The 24858-nt window shown below is 73.4% G+C and carries 17 protein-coding genes and 2 tRNA genes; 9 read left to right on the top strand and 10 right to left on the bottom strand.

The window, feature by feature from the left end; all coding sequences use genetic code 11:
• Positions 1 to 48: 48 nt before the first annotated feature.
• Entirely contained in the window at positions 49 to 1476 is a 1428-nt protein-coding gene (locus BFL37_RS08920; RefSeq protein ID WP_086514766.1) for a helix-turn-helix domain-containing protein, read from the bottom strand.
• A 111-nt stretch (positions 1477 to 1587) separates the two neighbouring features.
• On the opposite strand from BFL37_RS08920, the gene BFL37_RS08915 reads away from it, so the two are divergent.
• The 4 genes from BFL37_RS08915 (at position 1588) to BFL37_RS08900 (ending at position 7021) form a co-directional block, all read left to right on the top strand.
• The gene (locus BFL37_RS08915; RefSeq protein WP_086514765.1) at positions 1588 to 3528 is read left to right on the top strand and encodes a phosphoenolpyruvate carboxykinase (GTP); all 1941 of its coding nucleotides are present in this window, start codon (positions 1588 to 1590) and stop codon (positions 3526 to 3528) included.
• A gap of 135 nt (positions 3529 to 3663) precedes the next feature.
• Positions 3664 to 6309, top strand: a complete 2646-nt coding sequence (gene valS, locus BFL37_RS08910) for a valine--tRNA ligase (protein ID WP_086514764.1) — start codon at positions 3664 to 3666, stop codon at positions 6307 to 6309.
• A complete protein-coding gene (locus BFL37_RS08905; RefSeq protein ID WP_086514763.1) occupies positions 6306 to 6758 on the top strand; it encodes a GNAT family N-acetyltransferase in 453 nt (150 codons plus the stop codon). Before valS ends, BFL37_RS08905 begins: the two co-directional genes overlap by 4 nt.
• Positions 6758 to 7021: a hypothetical protein gene (locus tag BFL37_RS08900; RefSeq protein WP_086514762.1), complete on the top strand. Its 264-nt coding sequence runs from the start codon at positions 6758 to 6760 to the stop codon at positions 7019 to 7021. Before BFL37_RS08905 ends, BFL37_RS08900 begins: the two co-directional genes overlap by 1 nt.
• A gap of 84 nt (positions 7022 to 7105) precedes the next feature.
• Here the strand turns inward: BFL37_RS08900 and BFL37_RS08895 are convergent, their stop codons facing one another.
• The gene (locus tag BFL37_RS08895; RefSeq protein ID WP_086514761.1) at positions 7106 to 7909 is read right to left on the bottom strand and encodes a methyltransferase domain-containing protein; all 804 of its coding nucleotides are present in this window, start codon (positions 7907 to 7909) and stop codon (positions 7106 to 7108) included.
• Positions 7910 to 7948: 39 nt separating this feature from the next.
• Here BFL37_RS08895 and BFL37_RS08890 point away from each other — a divergent pair, with 39 nt between their 5' ends.
• Entirely contained in the window at positions 7949 to 10012 is a 2064-nt protein-coding gene (locus tag BFL37_RS08890) for a M3 family metallopeptidase (protein WP_086514760.1), read from the top strand.
• Between the two features lie 85 nt (positions 10013 to 10097).
• On the opposite strand, the gene clpX is transcribed toward BFL37_RS08890, so the two are convergent.
• Positions 10098 to 11378 (bottom strand): ATP-dependent Clp protease ATP-binding subunit ClpX, encoded by a 1281-nt coding sequence (gene clpX / locus BFL37_RS08885; RefSeq protein WP_086514759.1) that lies wholly within the window; start codon positions 11376 to 11378, stop codon positions 10098 to 10100.
• 152 nt (positions 11379 to 11530) lie between these two features.
• Here clpX and sfnG point away from each other — a divergent pair, with 152 nt between their 5' ends.
• Positions 11531 to 12673, top strand: a complete 1143-nt coding sequence (gene sfnG / locus BFL37_RS08880; protein ID WP_086514758.1) for a dimethylsulfone monooxygenase SfnG — start codon at positions 11531 to 11533, stop codon at positions 12671 to 12673.
• Positions 12674 to 12737: 64 nt separating this feature from the next.
• On the opposite strand, the gene BFL37_RS08875 is transcribed toward sfnG, so the two are convergent.
• The 4 genes from BFL37_RS08875 to BFL37_RS08860 all read right to left on the bottom strand — a co-directional run bounded on the left by BFL37_RS08875 (position 12738) and on the right by BFL37_RS08860 (position 15850).
• A complete protein-coding gene (locus BFL37_RS08875; RefSeq protein ID WP_086514757.1) occupies positions 12738 to 13418 on the bottom strand; it encodes an ATP-dependent Clp protease proteolytic subunit in 681 nt (226 codons plus the stop codon).
• Positions 13419 to 13454: 36 nt separating this feature from the next.
• On the bottom strand, positions 13455 to 14042 hold the full coding sequence (locus BFL37_RS08870; RefSeq protein ID WP_086514756.1) for an ATP-dependent Clp protease proteolytic subunit: 588 nt from the start codon (positions 14040 to 14042) through the stop codon (positions 13455 to 13457).
• Between the two features lie 200 nt (positions 14043 to 14242).
• Entirely contained in the window at positions 14243 to 15709 is a 1467-nt protein-coding gene (gene tig, locus BFL37_RS08865) for a trigger factor (RefSeq protein ID WP_086514755.1), read from the bottom strand.
• 65 nt (positions 15710 to 15774) lie between these two features.
• Positions 15775 to 15850 (bottom strand) — tRNA-Pro (locus BFL37_RS08860).
• 192 nt (positions 15851 to 16042) lie between these two features.
• On the opposite strand from BFL37_RS08860, the gene BFL37_RS08855 reads away from it, so the two are divergent.
• The 3 genes from BFL37_RS08855 to BFL37_RS08845 all read left to right on the top strand — a co-directional run bounded on the left by BFL37_RS08855 (position 16043) and on the right by BFL37_RS08845 (position 22513).
• Positions 16043 to 16116: transfer RNA gene (locus BFL37_RS08855), tRNA-Gly, on the top strand.
• Between the two features lie 598 nt (positions 16117 to 16714).
• Complete coding sequence (locus BFL37_RS08850; protein ID WP_241533926.1) at positions 16715 to 21874, top strand: SCO7613 C-terminal domain-containing membrane protein; 5160 nt, start codon at positions 16715 to 16717, stop codon at positions 21872 to 21874.
• A 153-nt stretch (positions 21875 to 22027) separates the two neighbouring features.
• The gene (locus BFL37_RS08845; protein WP_086514753.1) at positions 22028 to 22513 is read left to right on the top strand and encodes a Dps family protein; all 486 of its coding nucleotides are present in this window, start codon (positions 22028 to 22030) and stop codon (positions 22511 to 22513) included.
• Between the two features lie 81 nt (positions 22514 to 22594).
• On the opposite strand, the gene BFL37_RS08840 is transcribed toward BFL37_RS08845, so the two are convergent.
• The 3 genes from BFL37_RS08840 to BFL37_RS08830 form a co-directional block, all read right to left on the bottom strand.
• On the bottom strand, positions 22595 to 23584 hold the full coding sequence (locus tag BFL37_RS08840; protein WP_086514752.1) for an Fpg/Nei family DNA glycosylase: 990 nt from the start codon (positions 23582 to 23584) through the stop codon (positions 22595 to 22597).
• 6 nt (positions 23585 to 23590) lie between these two features.
• Complete coding sequence (locus tag BFL37_RS08835) at positions 23591 to 24079, bottom strand: ribose-5-phosphate isomerase (protein WP_086514751.1); 489 nt, start codon at positions 24077 to 24079, stop codon at positions 23591 to 23593.
• A gap of 115 nt (positions 24080 to 24194) precedes the next feature.
• Complete coding sequence (locus tag BFL37_RS08830) at positions 24195 to 24821, bottom strand: DsbA family protein (protein ID WP_086514750.1); 627 nt, start codon at positions 24819 to 24821, stop codon at positions 24195 to 24197.
• Between the last annotated feature and the right edge of the window lie 37 nt (positions 24822 to 24858).

The raw sequence follows: 24858 nt of genomic DNA, 5'->3' as shown, positions 1-24858 counted from the left end.
GGCCGCGCAGCCGCACGGCGCCCCCGCCGCCGGCCCGGCGCCCGCGCGTCACACCCCCGCGTGCCGGTCGAGGAACGCGTACAGCTCGCGGTCGTCCACCCCGGGGAAGGACCCGCGCGGCAGCGGCGCGAGGATGTGCGCGTGCAGCCGGGCGCTCGGCCACGCGCGGTCGCGCCACCGGCCGGCGTCCGCGGGATCCGCCCGCCGGCAGCACGACTCGTCCGGGCAGCGCGACACGCTGCGCGCCGTCGTCTCCCGCCCGCGGAACCACTTCGCGTGCGCGAACGGCACGCCGAACGTGATCGAGTACTCGCCCTCGGCGGTGGATCCCGTCTGCGTCGAGCACCAGAACGTGCCCGCGGGCGTGTCCGTGTACTGGTGGAACTCGGTCGTGCGGTTGGTCCTGTCGAACGCGCCGCGGGCGGCCCACTCCTGGCACACCGGCTGGCCCTCGACCGCGCCCGTCACGTCGACGGGGAGCGGCAGGCCGTCGTTCTCGTACGCCTTGTAGACCGCGCCGTCGCCGCCGACCCGCAGGAAGTGCACGCGGAGGCCGAGGTGCGTCGTCGAGATGTTCGTGAGCCGGAGCGCCGCGGCCTCGTGCGTCACGCCGAACGCGTCCCGGAAGTCCTCCACGGCGAGGTCGCGCCGGGCCTTGGCCTCGGCCAGGAACTCGACCGACTGGGTCAGCGGCATGAGGCAGGCGGCCGCGAAGTAGTTGATCTCCAGCCGCTGGCGCAGGAAGTCCGCGTAGCTCGCGGGCTCCTCATGCCCGAGGACGCGGTGCGCCATCGCCTGCAGCGCCATCGAGCGGAGGCCGTGGCCGCCGGGGATGGACGCGGGCGGCAGGTAGATCCGCCCCTCCCCGAGGTCCGTCACCGAGCGCGTCGAGCGCGGCAGGTCGTCGACGTAGATGAGCTCGAAGCCGAGGCCCTCGGCCATGCGGCTGACGCTGCGGTGCGAGAGCGCGCCGCTCCGGTGGCCGACGTCGGCGAGCATCCGCTCGGCCAGCTCCTCGATGGCGGGGATGTGGTTGTCCTGCTGCCGCATCATGAGGCGCTGCTCGGTGTTCGCGCGCCGCGCCTCCTCGGGCGTCGCGATGGACTCGCGCTCCCGCCGGGCGAGCTCGCGATGCAGGCCGACGAGCGCCTCGAGCGTCTCCTGCGGCAGCGCACGGCTCGCCGGCACGGCGGGCAGCCCGAGCGAGCCGTAGAAGGAGGAACGCTGCGCCCGGTCGAGCTCGATCTCGAGGGCCGAGCGCGCGTCCGGCGCGTCCGCGGCGAGCAGGTGGGTGACGTCCACTCCGAGCGCGGCGGCGATCCGCCCGAGGGTCGACAGCCGGGTCTCGCGCCGGCCGTTCTCGATCATGCTCAGCTGGCTCGGCAGGATCCCCGCCCGCTCCCCGAGCGCCTGCAGCGTGAGCCCCGCGCCCTTCCGCGCGTGCCGGATGCGCCGGCCGATGACGAGCTGGTCCATGCATTCACCTCTCCGTGAACATCCGCGCTTCTTCACGCGGATAGATCCTGGAACCCCATCCTGACGGGTCGCACGCTGGAACAACAGACCGATCGACGAGGACGGACCGACATGACCACCATCCAGGACGCACCCACGCTCACCGCCGACCGCCCGCACGTGGGCGGGACGGGGACCGGGACCGGCGCCGCCGCGCACGACCCCGTCCCCCTCCCGCCCGGCGCGGCCGCTCCCGCGCGCTGCCGCGACCCGCGCATCGCCGAGTGGGTCGCCGACGTCGCCCGGCTCACGCTGCCCGACGAGGTGGTCTGGTGCACGGGCAGCGTCGCCGAGTACGACCGCATCACCCGGAGGATGGTCGACGCCGGCACGCTCATCCGGCTGAACCCGGAGTGGCGCCCGCACAGCTTCCTGGCCCGCAGCGACCCGGCCGACGTGGCGCGCGTCGAGGACCGCACGTTCATCTGCTCCAGGGACGAGGCCGACGCCGGCCCCACGAACAACTGGCGCGACCCGGCGGAGACGCGCGCCGAGCTCCGGGACCTCTTCGCCGGATCCATGCGCGGCCGCACCCTCTACGTCGTCCCGTTCTCCATGGGCCCGCTCGGCGGCGCGATCTCGCAGCTCGGCGTGCAGATCACGGACAGCCCCTACGTCGTCGCGAGCATGGCGCTCATGACCCGGATGGGCGACGACGCGCTCCGCCTCATCGGCCCGGACACCACGTGGGTGCGTGCGCTGCACGGTCTCGGCGCGCCCCTCGTCGACGACGACGGGATCCGCCGCCCCGACGTCGCCTGGCCGCACAACGCCGACAAGCGCATCTGCCACTTCCCCGAGGAGCGGGAGATCATCTCCTTCGGCTCGGGCTACGGCGGCAACGCTCTCCTCGGCAAGAAGTGCTTCTCGCTGCGCATCGCGTCGGTCATGGCGCGCGACGAGGGCTGGCTCGCGGAGCACATGCTGCTCATCCGGATCACGAGCCCCGAGGGCCGCCGGTTCCACGTCGCGGCCGCCTTCCCGTCGGCGTGCGGCAAGACGAACCTCGCGATGCTCACCCCGACGATCCCCGGCTGGACGGTCGAGACGCTCGGCGACGACATCGCCTGGCTCCGGCCCGACGTGCACGGCCGCCTCCGCGCGGTCAACCCCGAGCGCGGCCTCTTCGGCGTCGCGCCCGGCACGGGCGAGACCACGAACCCCGTCGCCATGTCCACCATCTGGGGCAACGCGATCTACACGAACGTCGCCCTCCGCCCCGATGGCGACGTGTGGTGGGAGGGCATGACCCCGACGCCGCCGGCGGGCCTCGTCGACTGGCAGGGGAGGCCGTGGTCGCCCGGATCCGGCACGCCCGCCGCCCACCCGAACGCCCGGTTCACCGTGGCGCTGGAGCAGTGCCCGTCGCTCGCGGACGACTGGGACGACCCCGACGGCGTCGTGGTCGACGCGATCCTCTTCGGCGGCCGCCGCGCGACGAACGTCCCGCTCGTGGCGGAGGCGGACGACTGGGAGCACGGCGTCTTCATCGGGGCGACCATGGCGTCGGAGCGGACGGCCGCCGCCGAGGGCCGCGTCGGGGAGCTGCGCCACGACCCCTTCGCGATGCAGCCGTTCTGCGGCTACGACATGGCCGACCACTGGCGGCACTGGCTCGAGGTCGGCGCGGGCCTCGGAACCGGAGCCCCGCGGGTCTTCCAGGTCAACTGGTTCCGCAAGGGCGACGACGGCTCCTTCCTCTGGCCCGGCTTCGGCGAGAACGCGCGCGTGCTCGAGTGGATCGTGCGCCGCGTCGAGGACCGCGTGGACGTCCGCCCGAGCCCGGTCGGCGGCCTGCCCGTCGCGGACGACCTCGACGTCGCCGGGCTCGACCTCGCCGACGGCGCGCTCGACGAGCTGCTGGCGCTGGATCCCGCACTCTGGCTCGAGGAGCTCGACGCCGTGGAGGCGCACTTCGCGCGCTTCGGCGACCGCGTGCCCCGGGAGCTGATCGAGCGGCTCGAGGGCATGCGCCGCGGATTCCGCACGGCAGCCGGAGGAGCCGCCGCCTAGCCCGGCGGGCCGGATGCGCGGGGTCCGCCGCCCCCGCATCCGGCCATCGCGCCCCCATCCGGTAGCCTGAACCCCGCACAGAAGGCACCTCACCATCGACACGGTGCCGTCCACATCGAGGGAACCGGAGCACGCATGGCTGACGAACGACGTCCGGACACCGCCGAGGGCCAGACCGCACCGGTCGCCCGGGTCCCCGACAAGCCGGCCCTCGAGGGCCTCGAGGCCAAGTGGGGCGGCCGCTGGCAGGCCGACGGCACGTACGACTTCCGCCGCGACGAGGCAGCCGCCGGCACCGTCTTCTCCATCGACACCCCGCCGCCCACGGCGAGCGGATCCCTCCACATCGGCCACGTGTTCAGCTACACGCACACCGACGTGATCGCCCGGTACCGCCGCATGCGCGGCGAGAGCGTCTTCTACCCGCTCGGCTGGGACGACAACGGCCTCCCCACCGAGCGCCGCGTCCAGAACTTCTACGGCGTCCGCTGCGACCCGACCCTCCCCTACGACCCGGACTACCGGCCCTCCGAGACGGGCGGCACGTCGAAGCCCGCCGACCAGGTGCCGATCTCCCGCCGCAACTTCATCGAGCTGTGCGAGCGCCTCACCGAGGAGGACGAGAAGCAGTTCGAGGACCTCTTCCGCACGCTCGGCCTCAGCGTCGACTGGCGCCAGAGCTACCGCACCATCGGCGCCGAGGCGCAGGTCGCCTCGCAGCGCGCGTTCCTCCGCAACCTCGCCCGCGGCGAGGCGTACCAGGCCGACGCGCCGACGCTCTGGGACGTCACCTTCCGCACCGCGGTCGCGCAGGCCGAGCTCGAGGACCGCGAGCAGCCGAGCGCCTACCACCGCCTCGCGTTCCACCGCCCCGACGGCGACGACGTGATCATCGACACCACGCGCCCGGAGCTCCTCGCGGCGTGCGTCGCCCTCGTCGCGCACCCCGACGACGAGCGCTACCAGGGCCTGTTCGGCACCACCGTCACGACGCCCGTGTTCGGCGTCGAGGTCCCCGTGCTCGCGCACCACCTCGCGCAGCCCGACAAGGGATCCGGCATCGCCATGGTCTGCACCTTCGGCGACCTCAACGACGTCGTCTGGTGGCGCGAGCTGCAGCTGGAGAACCGCGCGATCGTCGGCTTCGACGGCCGCATCGTCTCCGAGGCCCCCGCCGCGGTCACGTCGGAGGCGGGCCGCGAGGCGTACGCCGCCATCGCCGGCAAGACGGTCTTCTCCGCGAAGGCCGCCGTGGTCGAGCTCCTCACCGAGTCCGGCGAGCTCGTCGGCGAGCCCCGCAAGATCACCCACCCCGTGAAGTTCTACGAGAAGGGCGACAAGCCCCTCGAGATCGTCTCCACCCGCCAGTGGTACATCCGCAACGGCGGCCGGGATGAGGAGCTGCGCCAGGGCCTCATCGGCCGCGGCCGCGAGATCGGCTTCGTGCCCGACTTCATGCGCGTCCGCTACGAGAACTGGGTCGGCGGCCTCAACGGCGACTGGCTCGTCTCCCGCCAGCGCTTCTTCGGCGTGCCGCTGCCCGTCTGGTACCCGCTCGACGCCGACGGCAACCCGGAGTTCGACCGGGCCATCACTCCGACCGAGGACCAGCTCCCCGTCGACCCGTCCTCGGATCCCGCCCCCGGCTACACGGAGGACCAGCGCGGCGTGCCCGGCGGCTTCCAGGGCGAGCTCGACGTGATGGACACCTGGGCCACCTCCTCCCTCACCCCGCAGCTCGCGGGCGGCTGGGAGCGCGACCCGGAGCTGTTCGACCTCGTCTTCCCGTTCTCGATGCGCCCGCAGGGCCAGGACATCATCCGCACGTGGCTGTTCTCGACGGTCCTCCGGGCCGAGCTGGAGCACGGCGCCGCGCCGTGGAGGACCGCCGCGATCTCCGGCTGGATCCTCGACCCCGACCGCAAGAAGATGTCGAAGTCGAAGGGCAACGTCGTGACCCCGGCGGCCACCCTCGAGCAGTTCGGCTCCGACGCGGTGCGCTACTGGGCCGCGTCCGCGCGCCTCGGCGTCGACGCCGCGATGGACCCGCAGAACCCGACGCAGATCAAGATCGGCCGGCGGCTCGCGATCAAGGTCCTCAACGCCGCGAAGTTCATCCTCTCCTTCGAGGCCCCGGAGGGCGCCCGCGCCACGCACGCCATCGACGTGGGCATGCTCGCGGCCCTGGCCGAGGTCGTCGAGACCGCGACCGCCGCGCTCGAGGAGTACGACCACGCTCGCGCGCTCGAGGTCACGGAGAGCTTCTTCTGGACCTTCTGCGACGACTACCTGGAGCTCGTCAAGGACCGCGCCTACTCGGCCGACGCCGACCCGGCCGACCGGGGATCCGCGGTCGCCGCGCTCCGCGAGGCCCTCGACGTGCTGCTGCGCCTGTTCGCGCCCTTCGTGCCGTTCGCGGCCGAGGAGGCGTGGAGCTGGTCGCACGACGGCTCGATCCACACCGCCCCGTGGCCGACCGCGCCGACCCCGGACGCCCCCGCGACCGGCGGTACGGCCGATCCGCGGCTGCTCGCCCTCGCGGGTCGCGCGCTCGTAGGGATCCGCCGTGCCAAGACCGACGCCAAGGCGTCGCAGAAGACGCCCGTCGCCGAGGCCGTCGTCTCCGCGTCGCCCGAGGACATCCGCTCGCTCGAGCTCGTGGCGCGGGACCTCCGCGCCGTGGGCCGCATCACCGACCTGACCTTCACCGAGGGGGACGGCCCCGCCGTCACCCGCATCACGCTCGCGAACGCCGAGCAGCCCGAGGAGACCGACGCATGACCATCTCGATCCGCCCCGTCCGCGACGGCGACTTCTTCCCCTGGTTCGACCTGTTCGCCGGCTACGCCGACCACTACGGCACCGAGCTGACCGACGAGAGCGCCGTCCTGGCCTGGAGCCACCTCATCGACGAGCGGCACGCGAGCTCCGCGCTCGTCGCCGTGGACGACGCGCACGAGGGCGCCCTCGTCGGTCTCGCGCACTTCCACCGCTTCTCGCGGCTCGCGCGCGGCACCGACGGCCTCCTCGTCGACGACCTCTACGTGCGCGAGATCTCGCGTCGCCAGGGCGTCGGCGAGCAGCTCATCGGCGCGGTCGCCGAGGTCGCGCGCCGCGACGGCGCGCGCATGCTCCGCTGGATCACGGCGGAGGACAACGCGGACGCGCAGCGCCTCTACGACCGCGTCGCCCGCCGCACCACGTGGGTCACCTACGAGCAGGACGTCTGATGCAGCTCGGCACCCGCTGGCCCGTCGGCGGCACCGCCCCGGCGGAGCTGCCCGAGGTCGTCCTCCTCGCGGTGAAGACCGTCGAGAAGGACGTCGTCGCGCTCGCGACCGACACGTCGCAGTGGCGCTGGACGCTCACCTGGCTCGAGCGGAAGCCCGTCGTCGAGCTCGACGACGGCACCGTGATCCGCTACGACCCCGTCGAGGACGCGGCGACGATCACGATCCCCGGCGAGAGCACCGACGACCCCTTCGACGACTGACGCGCGCGCCGCGTCCGAGACCGGACGCACGACGAGGCCCGCCGGACGACCCGTCCGGCGGGCCTCGTCGCATCCCCCGACGGCTCAGCGCCGGGCGAGGATCTCGCCGTGCGGCATGGCGAGGAACCCGTCGTCGTCCGCGGCCCACGCCTGCCACCCCGCGCGGATGGCCTGCAGGTCGGCGTCCGTCGCGAAGCCGCCCTCGAGCGCCTGGCCCGCGAACGAGGAGGCCACCGCACGGTCGGCCCATGCGCCGCCCCACCAGGCCCGCTCGTCGTCCGAGGAGAAGCACCACACCGACGCGCTCGACGCGATCTCGGTGAAGCCCGCCTGGCGCGCCCACGCCTTGAGGCGGGATCCCGCGTCGGGCTCCCCGCCGTTCGCGCGGTGCACGGGCAGGTAGACGTCCGCCCAGAGCCGCAGCCCGTCCGACTCGGGGAAGAGCGCGACCTTCGAGTAGATGACGTCGCGTGCCGCCACGAGACCGCCGGGTCGGGTGACGCGGCGCATCTCCGCCAGCGCGCGCACGGGGTCGCCCACGTGCTGCAGCACCTGATGCGCGTGCACGACGTCGAACGACGCGTCGGCGTAGGGCAGCTCGTACACGGATCCCGTGACGAACTCCACGTTGTCGCTGCCGCGCTCGGCGGCGAGGGCGGCGGCCTGACGGACGACGTCCTCCGCGACGTCGAGCCCGATCACGCGGCCGGGCGCCACGATGTCGGCGAGCTCCACCGTGATGGTGCCGGGGCCGCTCCCCACGTCCAGGACGTCGAGCCCGGGCCGCAGGTGCGGTTCCAGGTAGGCGGCGGAGTTCCGGACGGTCCGCGCGCTGTGCACGCGGAGGACGCTCTCGTGGTGGCCGTGGGTGTATCGCTCGCTGTTCACCCTCCGAGCCTAGGTCGGCGCCCGGCCTAGGCTCGCTGTATGACGACGCCCCCGAACCCCTTCCTCGAGCCGAGCACCCTCCCCTACGGCATGCCCCCCTTCGACGACATCCGCGAGGAGCACTTCCGCCCGGCGTTCGAGGCCGGGATCGCCGAGCACCTGGCCGAGGTCCGCGCCATCGCCGACTCCCCCGAGGCGCCGACGTTCGAGAACACGCTCGTCGCCCTCGAGCGCGCCGGGCGGATCCTCGACCGCGTCAGCCACGTCTTCTTCACCCTCTCCTCCGCCGACAGCTCCCCCTTCACGCGCGACCTCGACGCGGAGATCGCGCCCGAGCTCGCCGCGCACGAGGACGCGATCCGGCTCGACTCCACGCTCTACGCGCGGATCCGCGCCGTGCACGACGCCCGCCACGAGTCCGGCCTCGACGCCGAGTCCGTCTACCTCGTCGAGCGGTACCTCGCCGAGTTCACGATCGCGGGCGCCGGCCTCGACGACGCCGCGAAGGAGCGGCTCCGCGATCTCAACCGCCGCCTGTCCGTCCTCACCACGCGCTTCGAGTCGAACCTGCTCGAGGACACGAACGACCTCGCCGTCGTCGTCGACGACCCCGCCCAGCTCGACGGCCTGGGGGCGGGAGCGATCGCGGCCGCGGCCCAGGCCGCGACCGACCGGGGCCTCGAGGGCAAGCACCTCATCACGCTCGTGCTGCCCACCGGCCACCCGTACCTGTCGCAGCTCACCGACCGGTCGCTCCGCCAGCGGATCCTCGAGGCGTCGCTCGCGCGCGGCGCCCGCGGGAACGCGCACGACAACCGGCCGCTCGTGCTCGAGATCACCCGGCTCCGCGCGGAGCGCGCCGCGCTGCTCGGCTTCCCGAGCCACGCGGCGGCCGTCACGGCCGACCAGACCGCGCGCACGCCGGAGGCCGTCGCCGACATGCTCGGCCGCCTCGCCCCTGCCGCCGCCCGCAACGCGCGCGCCGAGGCCGTCGAGCTGCAGCGCGTGATCGACCGCACGCAGGAGGAGCGCGGCGAGCCGACCTTCGAGCTCGCCGCCTGGGACTGGGCCTTCTACAGCGAGAGGGTCCGCACCGAGCGCTACGACGTCGACACCGAGCGGATGCGCCCGTGCCTCGAGGCAGACCGCGTGCTCCACGACGGCGTCTTCCGCGCGGCGACCGCGCTCTACGGCGTCACCTTCGCGGAGCGGGACGACATCACCTCGTACCACCCGGACGCGCGCGTGTTCGAGGTCCGCGACGAGGACGGCTCGCCCGTCGGCCTCTACGTGCTCGACCTGCACACGCGCGACTCGAAGCGCGGCGGCGCGTGGATGAACCCGCTCATCTCCCAGAGCGCCCTCCTCGACACGCCCACGGTCGTCCTCAACAACCTCAACGTGCCGAAGCCGCCGGCGGGCCAGCCGACGCTGCTGAGCTACGACGAGACGAACACGCTCTTCCACGAGTTCGGACACGCCCTGCACGGGCTCTTCGCGCGCGTCACCTACCCCCGCTTCGCCGGCACGAACGTGTTCCGCGACTTCGTCGAGTTCCCCAGCCAGGTGAACGAGATGTGGATGCTGTGGCCGGAGATCCTCGGCTCCTACGCGGTGCACCACGAGACGGGCGAGCCGATGCCGGCCGAGCTGGTCGCCGCGGTCCAGGCGTCGAGCGCCTTCAACGAGGGCTTCCTCACGAGCGAGTACCTGGGCGCCGCGCTCCTCGACCAGGCCTGGCACCGGATCGGCGTCGACGACCGGGTCGAGGACGTCGACGCCTTCCAGGCCGAGGCCCTCGCCGCCGTCGGCCTCGACGTGCCGGCCGTCCTCCCCCGCTACGCGTCCAGCTACTTCCAGCACACCTTCGCGGGCGGCTACGACGCCGGCTACTACTCGTACATCTGGAGCGAGGTCCTCGACGCCGACACCGTCGAGTGGGTCCACGAGAACGGCGGCCTCACGCGCGCCAACGGAGACCGGTTCCGGTCGCGGCTGCTGGGCGTCGGCGGATCGAAGGACCCGCTGGAGGCGTACCGCGACTTCCGCGGACGCGACGCCGTGATCGAGCCGCTCCTCGCACGAAGGGGTCTCGCCGACTGATCCGCATCCCGAGACGACGAGAGCGCCGCACCCCTCACAGGGTGCGGCGCTCTCGAAATGCGGGCCGTCGGTGCGGCCCGGAGGATCAGGCGGACTTCTCCGCGCGGAGCATGGACGCGCGCGGCACGATCGTGGGCGCCGCGTTCTGCACGACGGACTCGCGCGTGATCACCACGCGGCCCACCTCGTTGTCGGACGGGATGTCGAACATGATCGGCCCGAGCACCTCCTCGAGGATGGCGCGCAAGCCGCGCGCTCCCGTCTGGCGCAGCACCGCGAGGTCGGCGATCGACTCCAGGGCGCCCTGCTCGAACTCCAGCTCCACGCCGTCGAGCTCGAACATGCGCTGGTACTGGCGGACGAGCGCGTTGCGCGGCTTGGTGAGGATCTCCATGAGCGCGCGCTGGTCGAGCTGCGTGACCGTGGTCACGACGGGGAGGCGCCCGATGAACTCCGGGATGAGGCCGAACTTGTGCAGGTCCTCCGGCAGCACCTCGCCGAACACGTCGGCGTTGACGTCCTTGCGGTGCAGCGGGGCGCCGAAGCCGATGCCCTTCTTGCCCGCGCGCTGGCTGATGATGTCCTCGAGCCCGGCGAAGGCGCCCGCGACGATGAACAGCACGTTGGTCGTGTCGACCTGGATGAACTCCTGGTGCGGGTGCTTGCGGCCACCCTGCGGCGGCACCGACGCGACCGTGCCCTCGAGGATCTTCAGCAGCGCCTGCTGCACGCCCTCGCCCGACACGTCGCGCGTGATGCTCGGGTTCTCGGCCTTGCGCGCGATCTTGTCGACCTCGTCGATGTAGATGATGCCGGTCTCGGCGCGCTTGACGTCGTAGTCGGCGGCCTGGATGAGCTTGAGGAGGATGTTCTCCACATCCTCGCCGACGTACCCGGCCTCGGTGAGGGCCGTGGCGTCGGCGACCGCGAACGGCACGTTGAGCCGCTTCGCCAGGGTCTGCGCGAGGTACGTCTTGCCGCAGCCGGTCGGCCCGATGAGGAGGATGTTGCTCTTGGCGATCTCGATTTCGTCGCCCACGGTCTCCGCCGGACCGATGGTGCCGACCGCGCGCACGCGCTTGTAGTGGTTGTAGACGGCGACGGACAGGGCGCGCTTGGCGGCCTCCTGGCCGATGACGTACTCGTCGAGGAAGCCGAAGATCTCCTTCGGCTTCGGGAGCTCGAACTCGCCCGTGGTCTCCTCGCTGGCCTCGGCCAGGCGCTCCTCGATGATCTCGTTGCAGAGCTCGACGCACTCGTCGCAGATGTAGACGCCCGGTCCCGCGATCAGCTGCTGGACCTGCTTCTGGCTCTTCCCGCAGAAGGAGCACTTGAGCAGATCCGCGCTCTCGCCGATGCGTGCCATGGAAGCCTCCCCGGAAGTCGTGCGGTGTCCCACGAGCCTAACCCGTGCATGGGACATCGCCCGGACCCCTGGGAGCACGGCCCGTCGCGTGCTGGCCGTCACACGGCGCAACACTCGGGGTGCGCTCCAGGCGTCGCCCCCACCATGTCCGCATGACCGAGAACACCGCCACCGCATCCCCCGACGCGCTGTCCTTCGCCTACTGGGTCCCGAACGTCTCGGGCGGCCTCGTGACGAGCGACATCGAGCAGCGCACCCACTTCGACTTCGACTTCAACGTCCGCGTCGCGCAGCTCGCCGAGCGGAACGGATTCGACTACGCGCTCAGCCAGGTGCGGTACGCCGCGTCCTACGGCGCCGACCAGCAGCACGAGTCCACGTCGTTCTCGCTCGGCCTCCTGCTCGCGACCGAGCGTCTCAAGGTGATCGCCGCCGTGCACCCGGGACTCTGGCACCCGGGCGTGCTCGCCAAGTGGATCATCACCGCCGACCACATGTCCCACGGCCGCGCCGCCGTCAACGTGGTGTCGGGCTGGCTCAAGGACGAGTTCGTCGGGTTCGGCGAGCCGTGGCTCGAGCACGGGGAGCGCTACCGCCGCACCGAGGAGTTCATCCGCGTGCTCCGGGGGCTCTGGACGGAGAAGGAGTTCACGCACCTCGGCGACTTCTACCGGATCCACGACTTCACGCTGAAGCCGCCGCCCGTCGCCGTGCCCGGCCGGGCGCACCCGGAGATCTTCATGGGCGGCAACAGCACCGACGCCCGCGGGATGGGCGGCCGCGTCACCGACTGGTACTTCTCCAACGGCAAGGACTTCGCCGGGTTCGAGGAGCAGCGCGACGACGTGCTGGCGTCGGCCCGAGCTGCCGGTCGCGCCGAGCGCGTCAGGTTCGGCCTCAACGGCTTCGTCATCGCGCGCGACACGGAGCAGGAGGCGCAGGACGTGCTGGAGGAGATCATCGCGAAGGCCAACCCCGACGCGGTCGAGGGCTTCCGCCAGGCGGTGAAGCAGGCGGGCTCCTCCACCGGCGACGGGAAGGGCATGTGGTCCGACTCCACGTTCCGCGACCTCGTGCAGTACAACGACGGGTTCCGCACGGGCCTCATCGGCACGCCGGAGCAGATCGCGCGCCGCATGGTCGAGTACCGGAAGCGCGGCGTCGACCTGCTGCTGCTGGGCTTCCTGCACTACCTCGAGGACATCGAGCAGTTCGGCACGCAGGTGCTCCCCATCGTGCGGGAGCTCGAGCGCGAGGCGATCGAGCGCGGCGAGATCGCGGCGCCCGCGGCCTGACGCGTCCGGGCAGAGGAAGAGGGGCGGTCGGCTGATGCCGACCGCCCCTCTCGTCCGTGCGGGCCTAGCGGGCGGGGATCGCCGCCGTCAGGTTCTTGCGCGAGGTGAGCACCTGGTCGATGAGGCCGTACTCGAGCGCCTCGTTCGCGCCGAGGATCTTGTCGCGCTCGATGTCGCGGTTGATCTGCTCACGGTCGCGGTTGGTGTGCGACGCGAGCGTGTCCTCGAGCCAGGAGCGCATGCGCATGATCTCCGCGGCCTGGATCTCGATGTCGGAGGCCTGGCCGCCGCTCGACTCGCCCGTGGCGGGCTGGTGGATGAGCACCCGCGCGTTGGGGAGCGCGAGGCGCTTGCCAGGGGCGCCGCCGGCGAGCAGCACCGCCGCGGCCGAGGCCGCCTGGCCGAGGCACACCGTCTGGATCTGCGGGGAGACGTACTGCATCGTGTCGTAGATCGCCGTCATGGCCGTGAAGGAGCCGCCGGGCGAGTTGATGTACATCACTATGTCGCGGTCGGGGTCCATCGACTCGAGCACGAGCAGCTGGGCCATGACGTCGTCGGCCGACGCGTCGTCGACCTGCACGCCGAGGAAGATGATGCGGTCCTCGAAGAGCTTCGCGTACGGGTCCTGGCGCTTGTACCCGTAGGCCGTGCGCTCCTCGAAGCTGGGGAGGATGTACCGCGACGACGGGCTCGTGGCGGTGGAGCCGGCGCCGCGGGCGCCGCCGAAGGTGGGGAGTTCCATGTTCTCTTCTCTTACCTGTCTTCTCTGTCGCGGGCTCTAGGAGGTCTCGGTGCCGCCGCCGCCGACGACGTCGGTCGCCGACTCGCGGATGTGGTCCACGAAGCCGTATTCGAGGGCCTCCTGGGCGGTGAACCAGCGGTCGCGGTCGCCGTCCTCGTTGATCTGCTCGGCCGACTTGCCGGTCTGGCCCGCGGTGATCTCGGCGAGGCGCTGCTTCATCGAGAGGATGAGCTGGGCCTGCGTCTGGATGTCGCTCGACGTGCCGCCGAAGCCGCCGTGGGGCTGGTGCAGCAGGACGCGCGCGTTCGGCGTGATGTAGCGCTTCCCCTTGGTGCCGCTCGTGAGGAGCAGCTGGCCCATGGACGCGGCCATGCCGATGCCGACCGTGACGATGTCGTTGGGGACGAACTGCATGGTGTCGTAGATGGCCATTCCCGCGGTGATGGAACCGCCGGGCGAGTTGATGTAGAGGAAGATGTCCTTCTCGGAATCCTCCGCCGCCAGCAGCAGGATCTTCGCGCAGATCTCGTTCGCGTTGTCGTCGCGGACCTCGGATCCGAGCCAGATGATGCGGTCCTTCAGCAGTCGGTCAAAAACACCGGGTACCAGTGTCGGTTCGGCCATTGTTCGAGCTCCCATTCATTCGTCGCTTCGAGTCACGAATCTATCGGAGCGGATCCGCGCCGATCGCCGTGTTCGCCGCGGGCGGAGTGAACGGCCGCCGCGGGCGGAGCGGCGCCGCCTCCGGACGCACGAGGGCCCGGGGAGCGTGTGCTCCCCGGGCCCTCGTGCTGTCGACCGCCGGACGCGGCCGTCCGATGCGGCTACTCGGAGTCGGTCGCCTTCTCGGCGGCCTTCTTCGCGGGCGCCTTCTTGGCGGCGGCCTTCTTCTTCGGCTTCTCCGCGGGGGTCTCGTCGGAGGCGGGCGCCTCCGCGGCCTCCTCCGCGGGAGCGTCGGCCACGACGGCCTCGGCGTCCGCGTCGGCGGGCTCCGCGTCCACGGCATCCGCGTCGCGCACGACGGGCTGCGTGAACTCGGTCACGTCGACCGTGTTGCCGTCGGCGTCCACGACCTTCGCCTTGTCCAGGACGACCGCGAGGGCCTTGTTGCGCGCGACCTCGCCGACCATGGCCGGGATCTGGTTGTTCTGCTGCAGCACCTGGACGAACTCGTTCGGCTCCATGTTGTACTGCTGCGCGCCCTGGATGAGGTACTGGGTCAGCTCGTCCTGGCTGACCTTCAGCTCCTCCTTCTCGGCGATGACGTCGAGGAGCAGCTGCTGGCGGAAGGCCTTCTCGCTGGACTCCTTGACCTCGGCGCGGTGGACGTCGTCCTCGAGGCGGTTCTCGTTCTCGAGGTGGCGGTGCACCTCGTCCTCGACGAGCTTCTCGGGCACGGGGATCTCGACGCCCTCGAGGAGCTTGTCGACGATCTGGTCGCGGGCCTGGGTGACCTGGCCGAAGACCTTGGACTTGCCGACCTGCGTCTTGAGGTCCGCGCGGAGCTCGTCGATGGTGTCGAACTCGCTGGCGATCTGCGCGAAGTCGTCGTCGGCCTCGGGCAGCTCGCGCTCCTTGACGGACTGGACGGTGACGGCGATCTCGGCCGTCTCGCCCTCGTTGTCGCCGCCGAGCAGCTTCGACTCGAAGGTTGTGCTCTCGCCGGCGGTGAGGGACTCGAGCGCCTCGTCGATGCCGTCGATGAGGTCGCCGGAGCCGAGCTCGTAGGAGATGCCGCTCGCGGTGTCGACGGCGTTGCCGGCGATGGTGGCGGTGAGGTCGATCTGGACGAAGTCGCCCGTCTTCGCGGGGCGGTCGACCGTGATCAGCGTGCCGAAGCGGCTGCGCAGGTTGTCGAGCTCGGTGCCGACCTCATCGTCGGTGACCTCCACGGAGTCCACGGTGAGCTCGAGGCCCTCGTAGGCGGGCAGGTCGAACTCGGGACGGACGTCGACCTCGATCTCGAGGAGCAGGTCGCCGGTGCCGTCCTTCGAGGGCCACTCCTTGACGTCCGCCTCGGGGCGGCCGAGGGGGCGGATGTCCGTCTCCTTGACGGCGGCCTGGTAGAAGCCGTCCATGCCGTCGTTGACCGCGTGCTCGAGCACGGCCTCGCGGCCGACGCGCTGGTCGATGATGGGCGGCGGCACCTTGCCCTTGCGGAAGCCGGGGATGGCGACCTGCTCGGCGATGTGGCCGTAAGCGTGGTCGATGTGCGGCTTCAGGTCTTCGGGGGTGGCAGAGATCGCGAGCTTGACGCGCGTGGGGCTCAGCTTTTCGACCGTGGTCTTCACGTGTGGAGTTCTCCTGTAATCGCGGTACGCGCCTCGGCTGAGACGGCATTTCGTCGTCGGGGATGTGGTCGGGGCGACAGGACTCGAACCTGCGGTCTTCCGCTCCCAAAGCGGACGCGCTAGCCACTACGCTACGCCCCGGCTGCCACGCATTCCCTCGGTCGAGGCGGGCCCCGCGTGCCTCGACGTGCAGGCGCGCGGAAGCCGATCCGACCGTGGCACAGCCTATCCGACTCGTGCCGGGCGCTGGTCACCGGCGGCGGGCGGCTGCGCTACGCTGGATCCCGCGCATCCGGCGCACGGCCCCTCGGGGGCGGTGGTGCCGGGCATCGCGGGGATGTAGCTCAATGGTAGAGCCTCAGTCTTCCAAACTGATCACGCGGGTTCGATTCCCGTCATCCCCTCCACCGCGGTCACGCCGCTCCTCCCCAGCACCGTCGACTCGCGCCCCTCCCCCGTTCGGGGAGGCCCGATGCGCCCCGCCCGTCGAGCCGGTAGCTTCCTGCTCCGTGGATAGCCTGAGAGCTTCCGCAACGGGCGAGTTCGGGGGGCTGCATGGTCGAGGACGACGCACGGGGACAGCGGACCGGCGGCGCCCCCTGGCCGGCGCGAGCCGAGGACCTCCTGCGCACGGACCTGTGCCCGGCCTGCTTCGCGCCGCTGGGCGCGCTGGTATGCGGGCGCTGCGGGCTGGACGTCCGGGCCCCCGATGCAGCCGCCGTGCTGGAGGCGTCCCACCGCGTCGTGGACGCGGTGGCGGAGCGGGAGCGGCTCGTCGACGGCATGCGGCGCTGGAGCCGAGCCGCCGCGCCTCTCCGCGAGACCGTGGCCGCTCCCGCTCTGCGGCCCGTCGGGGACGCCGCCGCTCCGCCGCGGCCCGTCGAGCGGCCGTCGGTGCCCGCTCCCGCCCCTGCCGCGTCCACCGCTCCTCCTGAGCCGGTCGGGCCCCGTGCCGTCTCCGATCCCTCCGACTCCGCACAGGAGGACATCGGGATTCGGACCGCCGTGCGTCCCCCGATCGCGCGCGCGGCACCGCGGCACCGCATCAGCGTCCCGGCCGTCCTGCTCGCCGTCGGCGTCGTGCTGCTCTCGGTCGCCGCCGTGTTCTACGTCGTCTACGCCTTCGTCACCTACGGGCTCGTCGTGCGGGCGGCGATCACCGCGGCCGTCACCCTCGCCGCCCTCGCGGCCGCCGGAGTCCTGGCCCGGCGGCGGCTCCCCGGCACCGCGGAGGCCGTCGGCGCCGTCGGCGTCGTGCTGCTGCACCTCGACGTCTGGGCCGTGCGGTCCTACGACCTCGCGGGCGCCGCGTCGAACGACCCCTTCGTCCACTTCGGCGTCGGCACGCTCATCGTCTCGGCGGCGCTCCTCGCCCTCCGGCCACTGTTGCGGATCCGCGCGGCGGGCATCGCCGGATGGGCCGGCCTCACCGTCGCCGCCGGCCTCCTGGTCGGCGCCGTCCCCTCCGCGGACACCGGGACCCGCACCGCGCTCGCCCTGGCGGCGGCGTCCGCCGTGGCCCTCGTGCACGCGGCTCCGCGCTCGGGTGCCGCCGCGCTGCCCGACGCCCTCGAGCGTCGGATCCTCCGGGTCGTCGGCGTCGTCGGCGCGACGGCGGCGCTCGTGGCCGGCGCCGCCAGCGCCGTCGACCCCGACTCCGTCCCCGCACTCCCGCTCCTCGTCGCGGCCGTCGCCAGCGGCGCCCACGCGTGGGCGCTCGCGCGATCGGCGTCCGGCGCCGAACACGGCCACGACGAGGCGGTGGCCGAGGCCGCATCGCTGGGGAGCGACGTGGACGCCGGCCCGCCTCAGCCTCTAGCCGAGGCCAGGAGGATCGTCGCGGACGCAGCACCCGAGGCGGCCGACGCCGCGACGTCCGCGTGGGATCCGCTGCGCGTGCTCGCCGCCGCGGTCGCGGGCGTGGGAGCGGCGGCCGCCCTCCCGGTCACGGCGCTCACGGGTGGATCCGCGCTCCTCACCTTCTGCGCGCAGCTCGTGGCCGCCGCGTTCGTGTCCGCGGCCCTCGACGTGGCCGCGCGTCGCCTTCACGACCCCGTCCTCGCCGCCACCGCCCGGATCGCCGCGATCTCCGCCCTCGTGGTGACGGTCCTCGCCGGCCTGCCCGCTGCGTTCGCGGGCTCCGGTGGGATCACGGCCGTGCTCGTCGTGGGCATCCCGCCGTGGGGGCACGGCCCGCTGGATGACGCAGTGGCCGTCCTCGGGCGCACGAGCGTCGTCCTCGACCTCGTCGACGACGTCCGCGCGGCGGCGCTGGCCCTCGTCGCGGTGTGGATCCTCGCCGTCGTCGCCGCCGTCGCCGGCCGACGCCTGCGGGAACGCCGCGGGCTCCTCGCCTTGGCCGGGGTCGCCGCCCTGGTCGCCGCGATCCCCGCCCTCGGACCCGTCGCCGTCGTGGCCGGTGCGTACCTCGTCCTCTCCGCGGGGGCGCTCACCTGGCGCCTCTCCCCGCGGGGCACGGCGTCCGCCGCGCACGAACGCGTCGACGACACTCTCGCGCGGATCCACGCGGATCCGCAGGCGGACGCGCGCATCGAGGCCCACGCGCTCGACGCCCCGTCCGGACCGGTGGGGACGGGGTCGGGCTCCCCCGCCGCCGCGGCAGCCGCCCGCCCCGCCCGCCTGCCCGAGCGTCTGCCCGTGGTCCCAGCGGCCCCGCTCGTGACGCTGTCGCTCGCGGCGGGCGCACTCGCGTGGGCCGCGTCGTGGGCGAGCACGGGAACCTGGTGGGCGGTCAGCCCGCTCGTCGTCCTACTGCTCGTCGTCGGATCCCGTGCCGCGCGGACCGAGGACGCGGCGCGCTTCGCCGCCGCGGCGGCCGCGCTGGTGGGCCTCGTCGCCGCCGGCGGCCTCGCGCCGTCCCTCGTCGACGCGCGCGTCATCGAGGAGACGCCCTGGTCGAGCCCGCTCGACGCGGCCGCGGATCCGGTCGTGCTCCTCCTGCTGGCCTCCGCGCTGGTCGTCCTCGTCTCCGGCGTCCTCCCGGGGCGACCGGGCGTGCGACGACGCGCGCTGCTCGCGACCGTGCTGCTCCCCGGGGGCCTCACATCGGTCACCGTCGCGGTCGTCGGGGCGGATCGCGTGGGCGGCGTGCTGACCGGATCGCCCGTCTGGTCCATCGCGGCCCAGGTCGTCCTCGTCGTCGGCCTCGTCGCGTGGACCGTCGGCGGCCTCCGGCGCGTCGCCCTTCCCGCGCGTGCGCCCGGTCCGGAGGCGCAGCCCGCCGTCCCCCGACCCGCCGGGACCACGGCGCTCCGCCGATGGCGGCTCACGACCGCGGGCCTCGTCGCTCCGGCGCTGCTGCTCGCGGTGCTCACCGCCGGCGCCCTCGTCGAGCGCGGCGCCACGCCCCACGGCGCGGTCCCCGCCGGGGTCGCCCTCCTCGTCGTCACGGCCGCCCTGCTCGCGTACCGGCAGGTCTCCCCCGCACTGCGCGTCGCCCTCGACGTCGGTGCGGTCGTGGTGGCGGGCGGAGCGCTGCTCGCGGCCGTCTCCTTCGACCCGTCGCGCGCGGGACGGGAGCTCCTGTGGATCCCGCTGCTCGTCCTGGCGGCCACGGCCCTCGTCCTCTCGTACGCCCACGACGGGCTGCTCGTGTCCCGCAGCGTCCGCCGCGCATGGGGGTGGACGGCGCTCAGTACGGGGATCGCGGCGCTGTGGTCACGGCTGCTCGCGGTCGGCGCGACCACGTCCGAGGCCTACTGGCTGCCCGTCGCGGGCGCCCTGCTCCTGGTGGCGGCGCTCATGCACCGCGCGGCGGTCCGCGTCGACGACGGAGGGACGACGCCACCGGCCGGGCCGCGCGTCCGTCGTGGTGTCACGGCGCTCACCCTCGCTGGGATCCTGACGGCAGTGCTGCCGCTCGCCGCCGTCGGTCGCCCCGACGACGTGCTCCGGCCGTCCCTCCTCATCGGCATCTGCGCGGCCCTCGCGCTCACCGCCGCCGCCGCCCTCCGTCGCGCGCCGTCCCCCGTGCGCCCGCTGGTGCGCGCGGTCGTGATCGGCGGCGGCAGCGGGATCCTGGCCGTGGGCGGCATCCGAGCGCTCCGCCTCGCCGGCGGCCACGTCGACCGGACGCCGGCCGTCGACCTCCAGCTGACGATCACGGCGGTGCTCCTCATCGGGATCGGGGCCCTCGTCCTCCGCGGCTCCCGCGGCCCGGAGGACGCCCGCGTCGCCGCATCCGCCTGGACGGCGACGACCGCGCTCGTGAGCGTCGTCATGCTCGCGTCGGTGGGCATCGGCGACGGCGTCATCCGGCCTCTCGTCGGGAGCGTGGTGCTCGTCGCGGGAGCCGGGGTGCTCCTCGTGCTGCGGTCCGTGCACCGACGGGTGCTCGCGGCCTCCGCAGCGGTCGCGTTGCTCGGCGCCGTGGTGGTGGCGCTGCTCGCCTGGCGCGGCGGCTACACGCCCCTGGAGCCCGCCGCGCTCGCCGTGCCGGCGATCGTCGCCGTGCTCGCCGCTGCGGTCGGTGCCGCAGACCGCCTCCGGAACCCGGCTCCCGACCACGTCCCGGCATCCGCGTCGAGTCCGGCCGACCGCATCCTGCGGCACGCCGCCGATGCCGCGGCGGGCGTGCTCGTGGTCGGCACCGTCCTCGTCGGCGCGGCCTCCGACGCGGCCGGGCTCCCCGTCGCCCTCCTCCTCTCGGGCGTGACCGCGCTCCTCGTGTCCTCGGGCCCGGGGTCGCGCATGCGGCGCCACGTCGGTTGGGTCGCGCTCGCTCTCGGCTCCGCCGCCCTGTGGGTGGCGCTCGGCCGAGGCCGCGTCGACGCGGTCGAGCCGTACGTCCTCCCGCCAGCGGGGGTGCTGCTCATGGTGGCCGCGCTCCTCCATCGCGGGCTGCCCGCTCGACGGCGTCCTGACGGGCCCCGGGCATCCGGCGCGGCGCCCGTCCTCCTCGGCGCCCTGCTCCTCGCGGCCCTGCCCACGGCCGTCGCGTCGTGGACCGGGACGCCCGTCCGCGCCCTCGTGCTCGGCGGCGCCGCCGGCGCCGTCCTGCTGCTCGCCGCCGCCGCTCTGCGTCGCTCGGACGCCGCATCCCCGACGCGGTCGCTCCTCCTCGCGACGGGAGCGGCTGCCGGTCTCGCCGTCCCGGTCGTCGGCTTCGGGCGCGCCGTCGCTCAGCTCGACGCGCACGAACCAGCCACGTTCGCCCGCACGGACCTCTGGACGCTCACCGCGGCCCTCGTCCTCGTGCTCGCCGTCGCCCTCCTGCCCGCCCGTGCGTCGGGCCGCACCCGCAGCAGCGGGGACGCGGGCGCCTCGCCGGTCGCATCGACCGGTCACGCCGGGGACCCGGACGCAGCGGGGAGCGCGGCGGTCGGGATCCGCGGATCCGCCGACGCCCTGCTCCACGCCGCGCCCCGCATCATCGCGCTGGTCGCGCTCGCGGGCGTGGGCGCGGTGGGGACCGCCGGGATCCTCCGCGCCCACGCCGAGTGGATGGACGGGGTCGGCCCGCGCTCCGCCCTCCTGGTCACCCTGGTCGCCGCGCTCCACGTCGCCTGCTCGCCGTCGGTCGTGACGGCCGCGGCGGACACGTCGGCAGCGGCGCCGGCAGCAGCAGCAGCAGCGGCCTCCACGACGGAGGCACGCCCCGCCGGTGGGCCCGCCGCCGCTCCCCCGCTGCAGGACCGCGTCCTCGCGGTCGCGGCACTCGTCGTCGGCGGGCTGGTCGCCGCGGCCCTCGTCGCCGTGGGAGCGGCGGAGCCGGTCGAGAGCGTCACGGTGCCGATCGCCGCGGCGCTCCTCGTCGTGGGCTCGCGGCGCCTGATCCGCGACGCGTCGGCCGGCAGCATGCGGCACCTGGGCCCGGGACTCCTCGTCCTGCTCGTCCCGCCGCTGGTCGCCGACCTCGGCCCCAGCCCGGCCTGGCGCATCGTCGGCCTCGGGATCCTCGCGCTCGCGACCCTGCTCGCCGGAGCCCGCCTGAGGCTCCGCGCGCCCTTCCTCATCGGCGCCGGCGTCCTGCTGGTGCACGCGGTCGCGCAGCTGTGGCCGTGGATCCGGGAGGCCTCCGCCACCGTCCCCTGGTGGGCCTGGGCGGGCGTCGGCGGCGTCGTGCTCATCGCCGTGGCGGCGCGGTACGAGCGGCGGATCCGCGACGTCAAGGAGGTGGCGGCGCGCGTCTCGGCGCTCCGGTGACCGCGCTCCGCCGATGCCCGCCGATCCGCGCCGATCCGCGCCGGCGACCGGTAAGCCATGCCTCAGCTTGCTTGCGGGCGGCGGCAGGATGCGCGAGATTGACGGCATCGTCCGCAGCCCGCAGACCGTCCCCGACGCTCGAGGAGAGAACCCATGACCGACACCGTCCACGTCCCCACCAGCTCCGCATCGGCCGACGTCGCCGCCGGCGTGGCGCAGTTCCTCAGCCCCGTCGTCGTCAACCTCCAGGCCCTCGCCGTCAACGGCAAGCAGGCGCACTGGCACGTCCGCGGCGCCAACTTCATCGGCGTCCACGAGTTCCTCGACGTCCTCGTCTCCCACGCGCAGGGCTGGGCCGACACGGCCGCCGAGCGCGTCGTCGCCCTCGGCCTGCCGATCGACGCCCGCATCGAGACGATCGCCGCCTCCACCACGACCGCGCCGCTCACGCCGGGCTTCCGCCAGTCGAGCGCGACCATCGCCGAGGTCATAGCGCAGATCGACGCGACGATGGACCTCATCAACCGCGCCGTGCAGGAGCTCGGCGAGATCGACGTCAACAGCCAGGACGTCGCCATCGAGATCGCCCGCGGGCTCGAGAAGGACCGCTGGTTCCTCTTCGCCCACATCAGCGAGTAGCGCCGGCCGCAGCACCCGTAGCGACGGTCGAGGGGCCCGGATCCGATCGGATCCGGGCCCCTCCGTCGCGTCAGCGCTCCGTCAGGCCTGGCAGTACGGGCACCAGTAGAGCTTCCGTCCGGCGGCCTCCTCCATGACGATGTTCGTGCCGCACACCCGGCACGGCAGCCCCTCGCGGTGGTACACCCAGTGGCGGTCCGCGCGGTTGCGGAGCGCGGCCTCGAGCTTCTTCCCGCGCAGCCCGTCCATGGTCATCATCTGGCCGACCTCGACGCCCTTCCGCAGCAGCTTCGACCAGTCCCTCCAGAGCCCCCGGACCACGTCCTCGGGCACGTCGCGACCCGGCGTGTGCGGGTTCTGGCGGGCGCGGAACAGGAGCTCGGCCCGGTACACGTTGCCGATCCCGCTGACCACCGCCTGGTCCATGAGCAGCAGGCCGACGGCGGTCGGCTTCCTGCGGACGGTCGCCGTGAAGCGGTCCTCGGAGCGCTTGCCGCCGTCGACGAGGGGATCCGGGCCCAGCTTGTCGATCGCCTGCTGCACCTCCTCGGGGCTGGCCACGACGCACGCGGTCGGGCCGCGGAGATCCGCGACGGCGCGCTCGGTCAGGAGCCGCACGCGCACCTGCCCCACGGGCTCGGGAGGCCAGGCCCCCGCGGAGAACGGGTCGTGCACCTTCTCCTGCTCCGCCATGCGGAGCCGTGCGCGGCGGGGCGCGCCGATGCTCGCGAGCGAGTCCTCCGCCGCCGTGTCCACGGGCGCGTCGTCGACCCGGTCGTCCACGGGCACGTCCCCGCGCATGCCGTTCTGCCCCATCCGGTTGAGCGTCGTGACGTCGCCCGCGAAGTCCCACGCGCCGTAGAGGCCGAGGTGCACGCGGAGCCAGACGCCGCCGTCGAACTCGAGGAACATCTGCTTGCCGACGGCCTTCGCCGCGATCAGCCGGCGGCCGTCGAGCACGGCCGCGCCCTCCGCGAAGCGGCCCTGCGGGGAGGACGCCTGCACCACGTCGCCCACGAAGTGCGCCTCGAACTGCTTCGCGATCCGGTGGATCGAATGCCCCTCGGGCACGGCGGCCTAGTCGGTGACGGGGTGACCGGCGATGGCCCCCGTCGTCTCGTACTCGGCGAGCTGCGCGATGCGGCGCGCGTGCCGCTCCTCGGCGGAGAACGGCTCGGCGATGAAGGCGTCGATGAAGGCCGTGGCCTCCTCGACGGTGTGCTGGCGGGCGCCGATGGAGATCACGTTGGCGTCGTTGTGCTGGCGCGCGAGCACGGCGGTCGACAGGTTCCACACGAGCGCCGCGCGGACGCCCTCGACCTTGTTCGCGGCGATCTGCTCGCCGTTGCCGGACCCGCCGAAGACCACGCCGAGCGCCGTGGTGCCGCCGCGCTGGTCGGCGACGACGGCCCGCGCCGCCCGGATGCAGAACGACGGGTAGTCGTCGAGCGCGTCGTACGAGGTGGGCCCGTGGTCGACGACCTCGTGGCCCGCGGCCCCCAGATGATCGGCGAGGAACCTCGAGAAGTCGAGGCCCGCGTGATCGGTCGCGATGTGGATGCGCATCGTGCACTCCTCCTGCCGCGCGTCGCGGCGTCGTGCCCGCGGCGCGGGCGGTGCCGGGCGCACCGCGGCCGGGCACCCGCGGGTGCCCGGCCGCCGCGCACGCGACGGGAAAGGGTCAGTCGAAGATCGGGCCCACGGTGCGCGAGCGCTTGATCTCGAAGAATCCGGGGTACGCGGCGACGGCGACGACGCCGTCCCACAGCTCGACGGCCTCCTCGCCCTTCGGCGCGGGCGAGATGACGGGGCCGAAGAACGCGACGCCGTCGACGGAGATGACGGGCGTGCCGACGTCCTGGCCGACGCGCTCGATGCCGTCGAAGTGGCTGGCGCGCATCGGCTCGTCGTAGCGGTCGGTGCGGCTGGTCTCGGCGAGCTCGGCGGGGAGGCCGAGCTCGGCGAGGACCTCGGGGATCACGACGTCGGCGTCCTTCTGGTCGCGCAGGTGGATCCGCGTGCCGAGCGCGTCGTACAGCGGCTTGACGTGCTCGGCGCCGTGCTCGGCCTCGACGGCGGCCACGAGGCGCGTGAAGCGGAGCGCGCGCGGGAGGAACTCGGCGAAGTGCGGGTCGTCGGCCTTGTCCTCGTTGAGGACGGCGAGGCTCATCACGCGCCAGGTGATGTCGAGGTCGCGGTGGCGGGCGACCTCGTCGACCCAGCGGGACGTCATCCACGCCCAGGGGCAGGACGGGTCGAACCAGAACTCGACGGCGGTGGTGCGGGGGCTGCTCTGAACGTCGGACATGCCGCAAGCCTAGGTCAGCCGACGCAATAGGATCGGC

Source organism: Clavibacter michiganensis, assembly GCF_002151125.1.
GTDB classification, from domain to species: Bacteria; Actinomycetota; Actinomycetes; order Actinomycetales; family Microbacteriaceae; genus Clavibacter; species Clavibacter michiganensis_C.
The sequence above is the reverse complement of the archived record's forward strand: the minus strand, read 5'-3'. Positions and strand labels throughout refer to the sequence as shown.

Coding starts and splice junctions, on each gene's coding strand:
- BFL37_RS08920 (WP_086514766.1), bottom strand. CDS start 1,476: ATGGACCAGCTCGTCATCGGCCGGCGCATCCGGCACGCGCGGAAGGGC.
- BFL37_RS08915 (WP_086514765.1), top strand. CDS start 1,588: ATGACCACCATCCAGGACGCACCCACGCTCACCGCCGACCGCCCGCAC.
- valS (WP_086514764.1), top strand. CDS start 3,664: ATGGCTGACGAACGACGTCCGGACACCGCCGAGGGCCAGACCGCACCG.
- BFL37_RS08905 (WP_086514763.1), top strand. CDS start 6,306: ATGACCATCTCGATCCGCCCCGTCCGCGACGGCGACTTCTTCCCCTGG.
- BFL37_RS08900 (WP_086514762.1), top strand. CDS start 6,758: ATGCAGCTCGGCACCCGCTGGCCCGTCGGCGGCACCGCCCCGGCGGAG.
- BFL37_RS08890 (WP_086514760.1), top strand. CDS start 7,949: ATGACGACGCCCCCGAACCCCTTCCTCGAGCCGAGCACCCTCCCCTAC.
- clpX (WP_086514759.1), bottom strand. CDS start 11,378: ATGGCACGCATCGGCGAGAGCGCGGATCTGCTCAAGTGCTCCTTCTGC.
- sfnG (WP_086514758.1), top strand. CDS start 11,531: ATGACCGAGAACACCGCCACCGCATCCCCCGACGCGCTGTCCTTCGCC.
- BFL37_RS08875 (WP_086514757.1), bottom strand. CDS start 13,418: ATGGAACTCCCCACCTTCGGCGGCGCCCGCGGCGCCGGCTCCACCGCC.
- BFL37_RS08870 (WP_086514756.1), bottom strand. CDS start 14,042: ATGGCCGAACCGACACTGGTACCCGGTGTTTTTGACCGACTGCTGAAG.
- BFL37_RS08845 (WP_086514753.1), top strand. CDS start 22,028: ATGACCGACACCGTCCACGTCCCCACCAGCTCCGCATCGGCCGACGTC.
- BFL37_RS08835 (WP_086514751.1), bottom strand. CDS start 24,079: ATGCGCATCCACATCGCGACCGATCACGCGGGCCTCGACTTCTCGAGG.
- BFL37_RS08830 (WP_086514750.1), bottom strand. CDS start 24,821: ATGTCCGACGTTCAGAGCAGCCCCCGCACCACCGCCGTCGAGTTCTGG.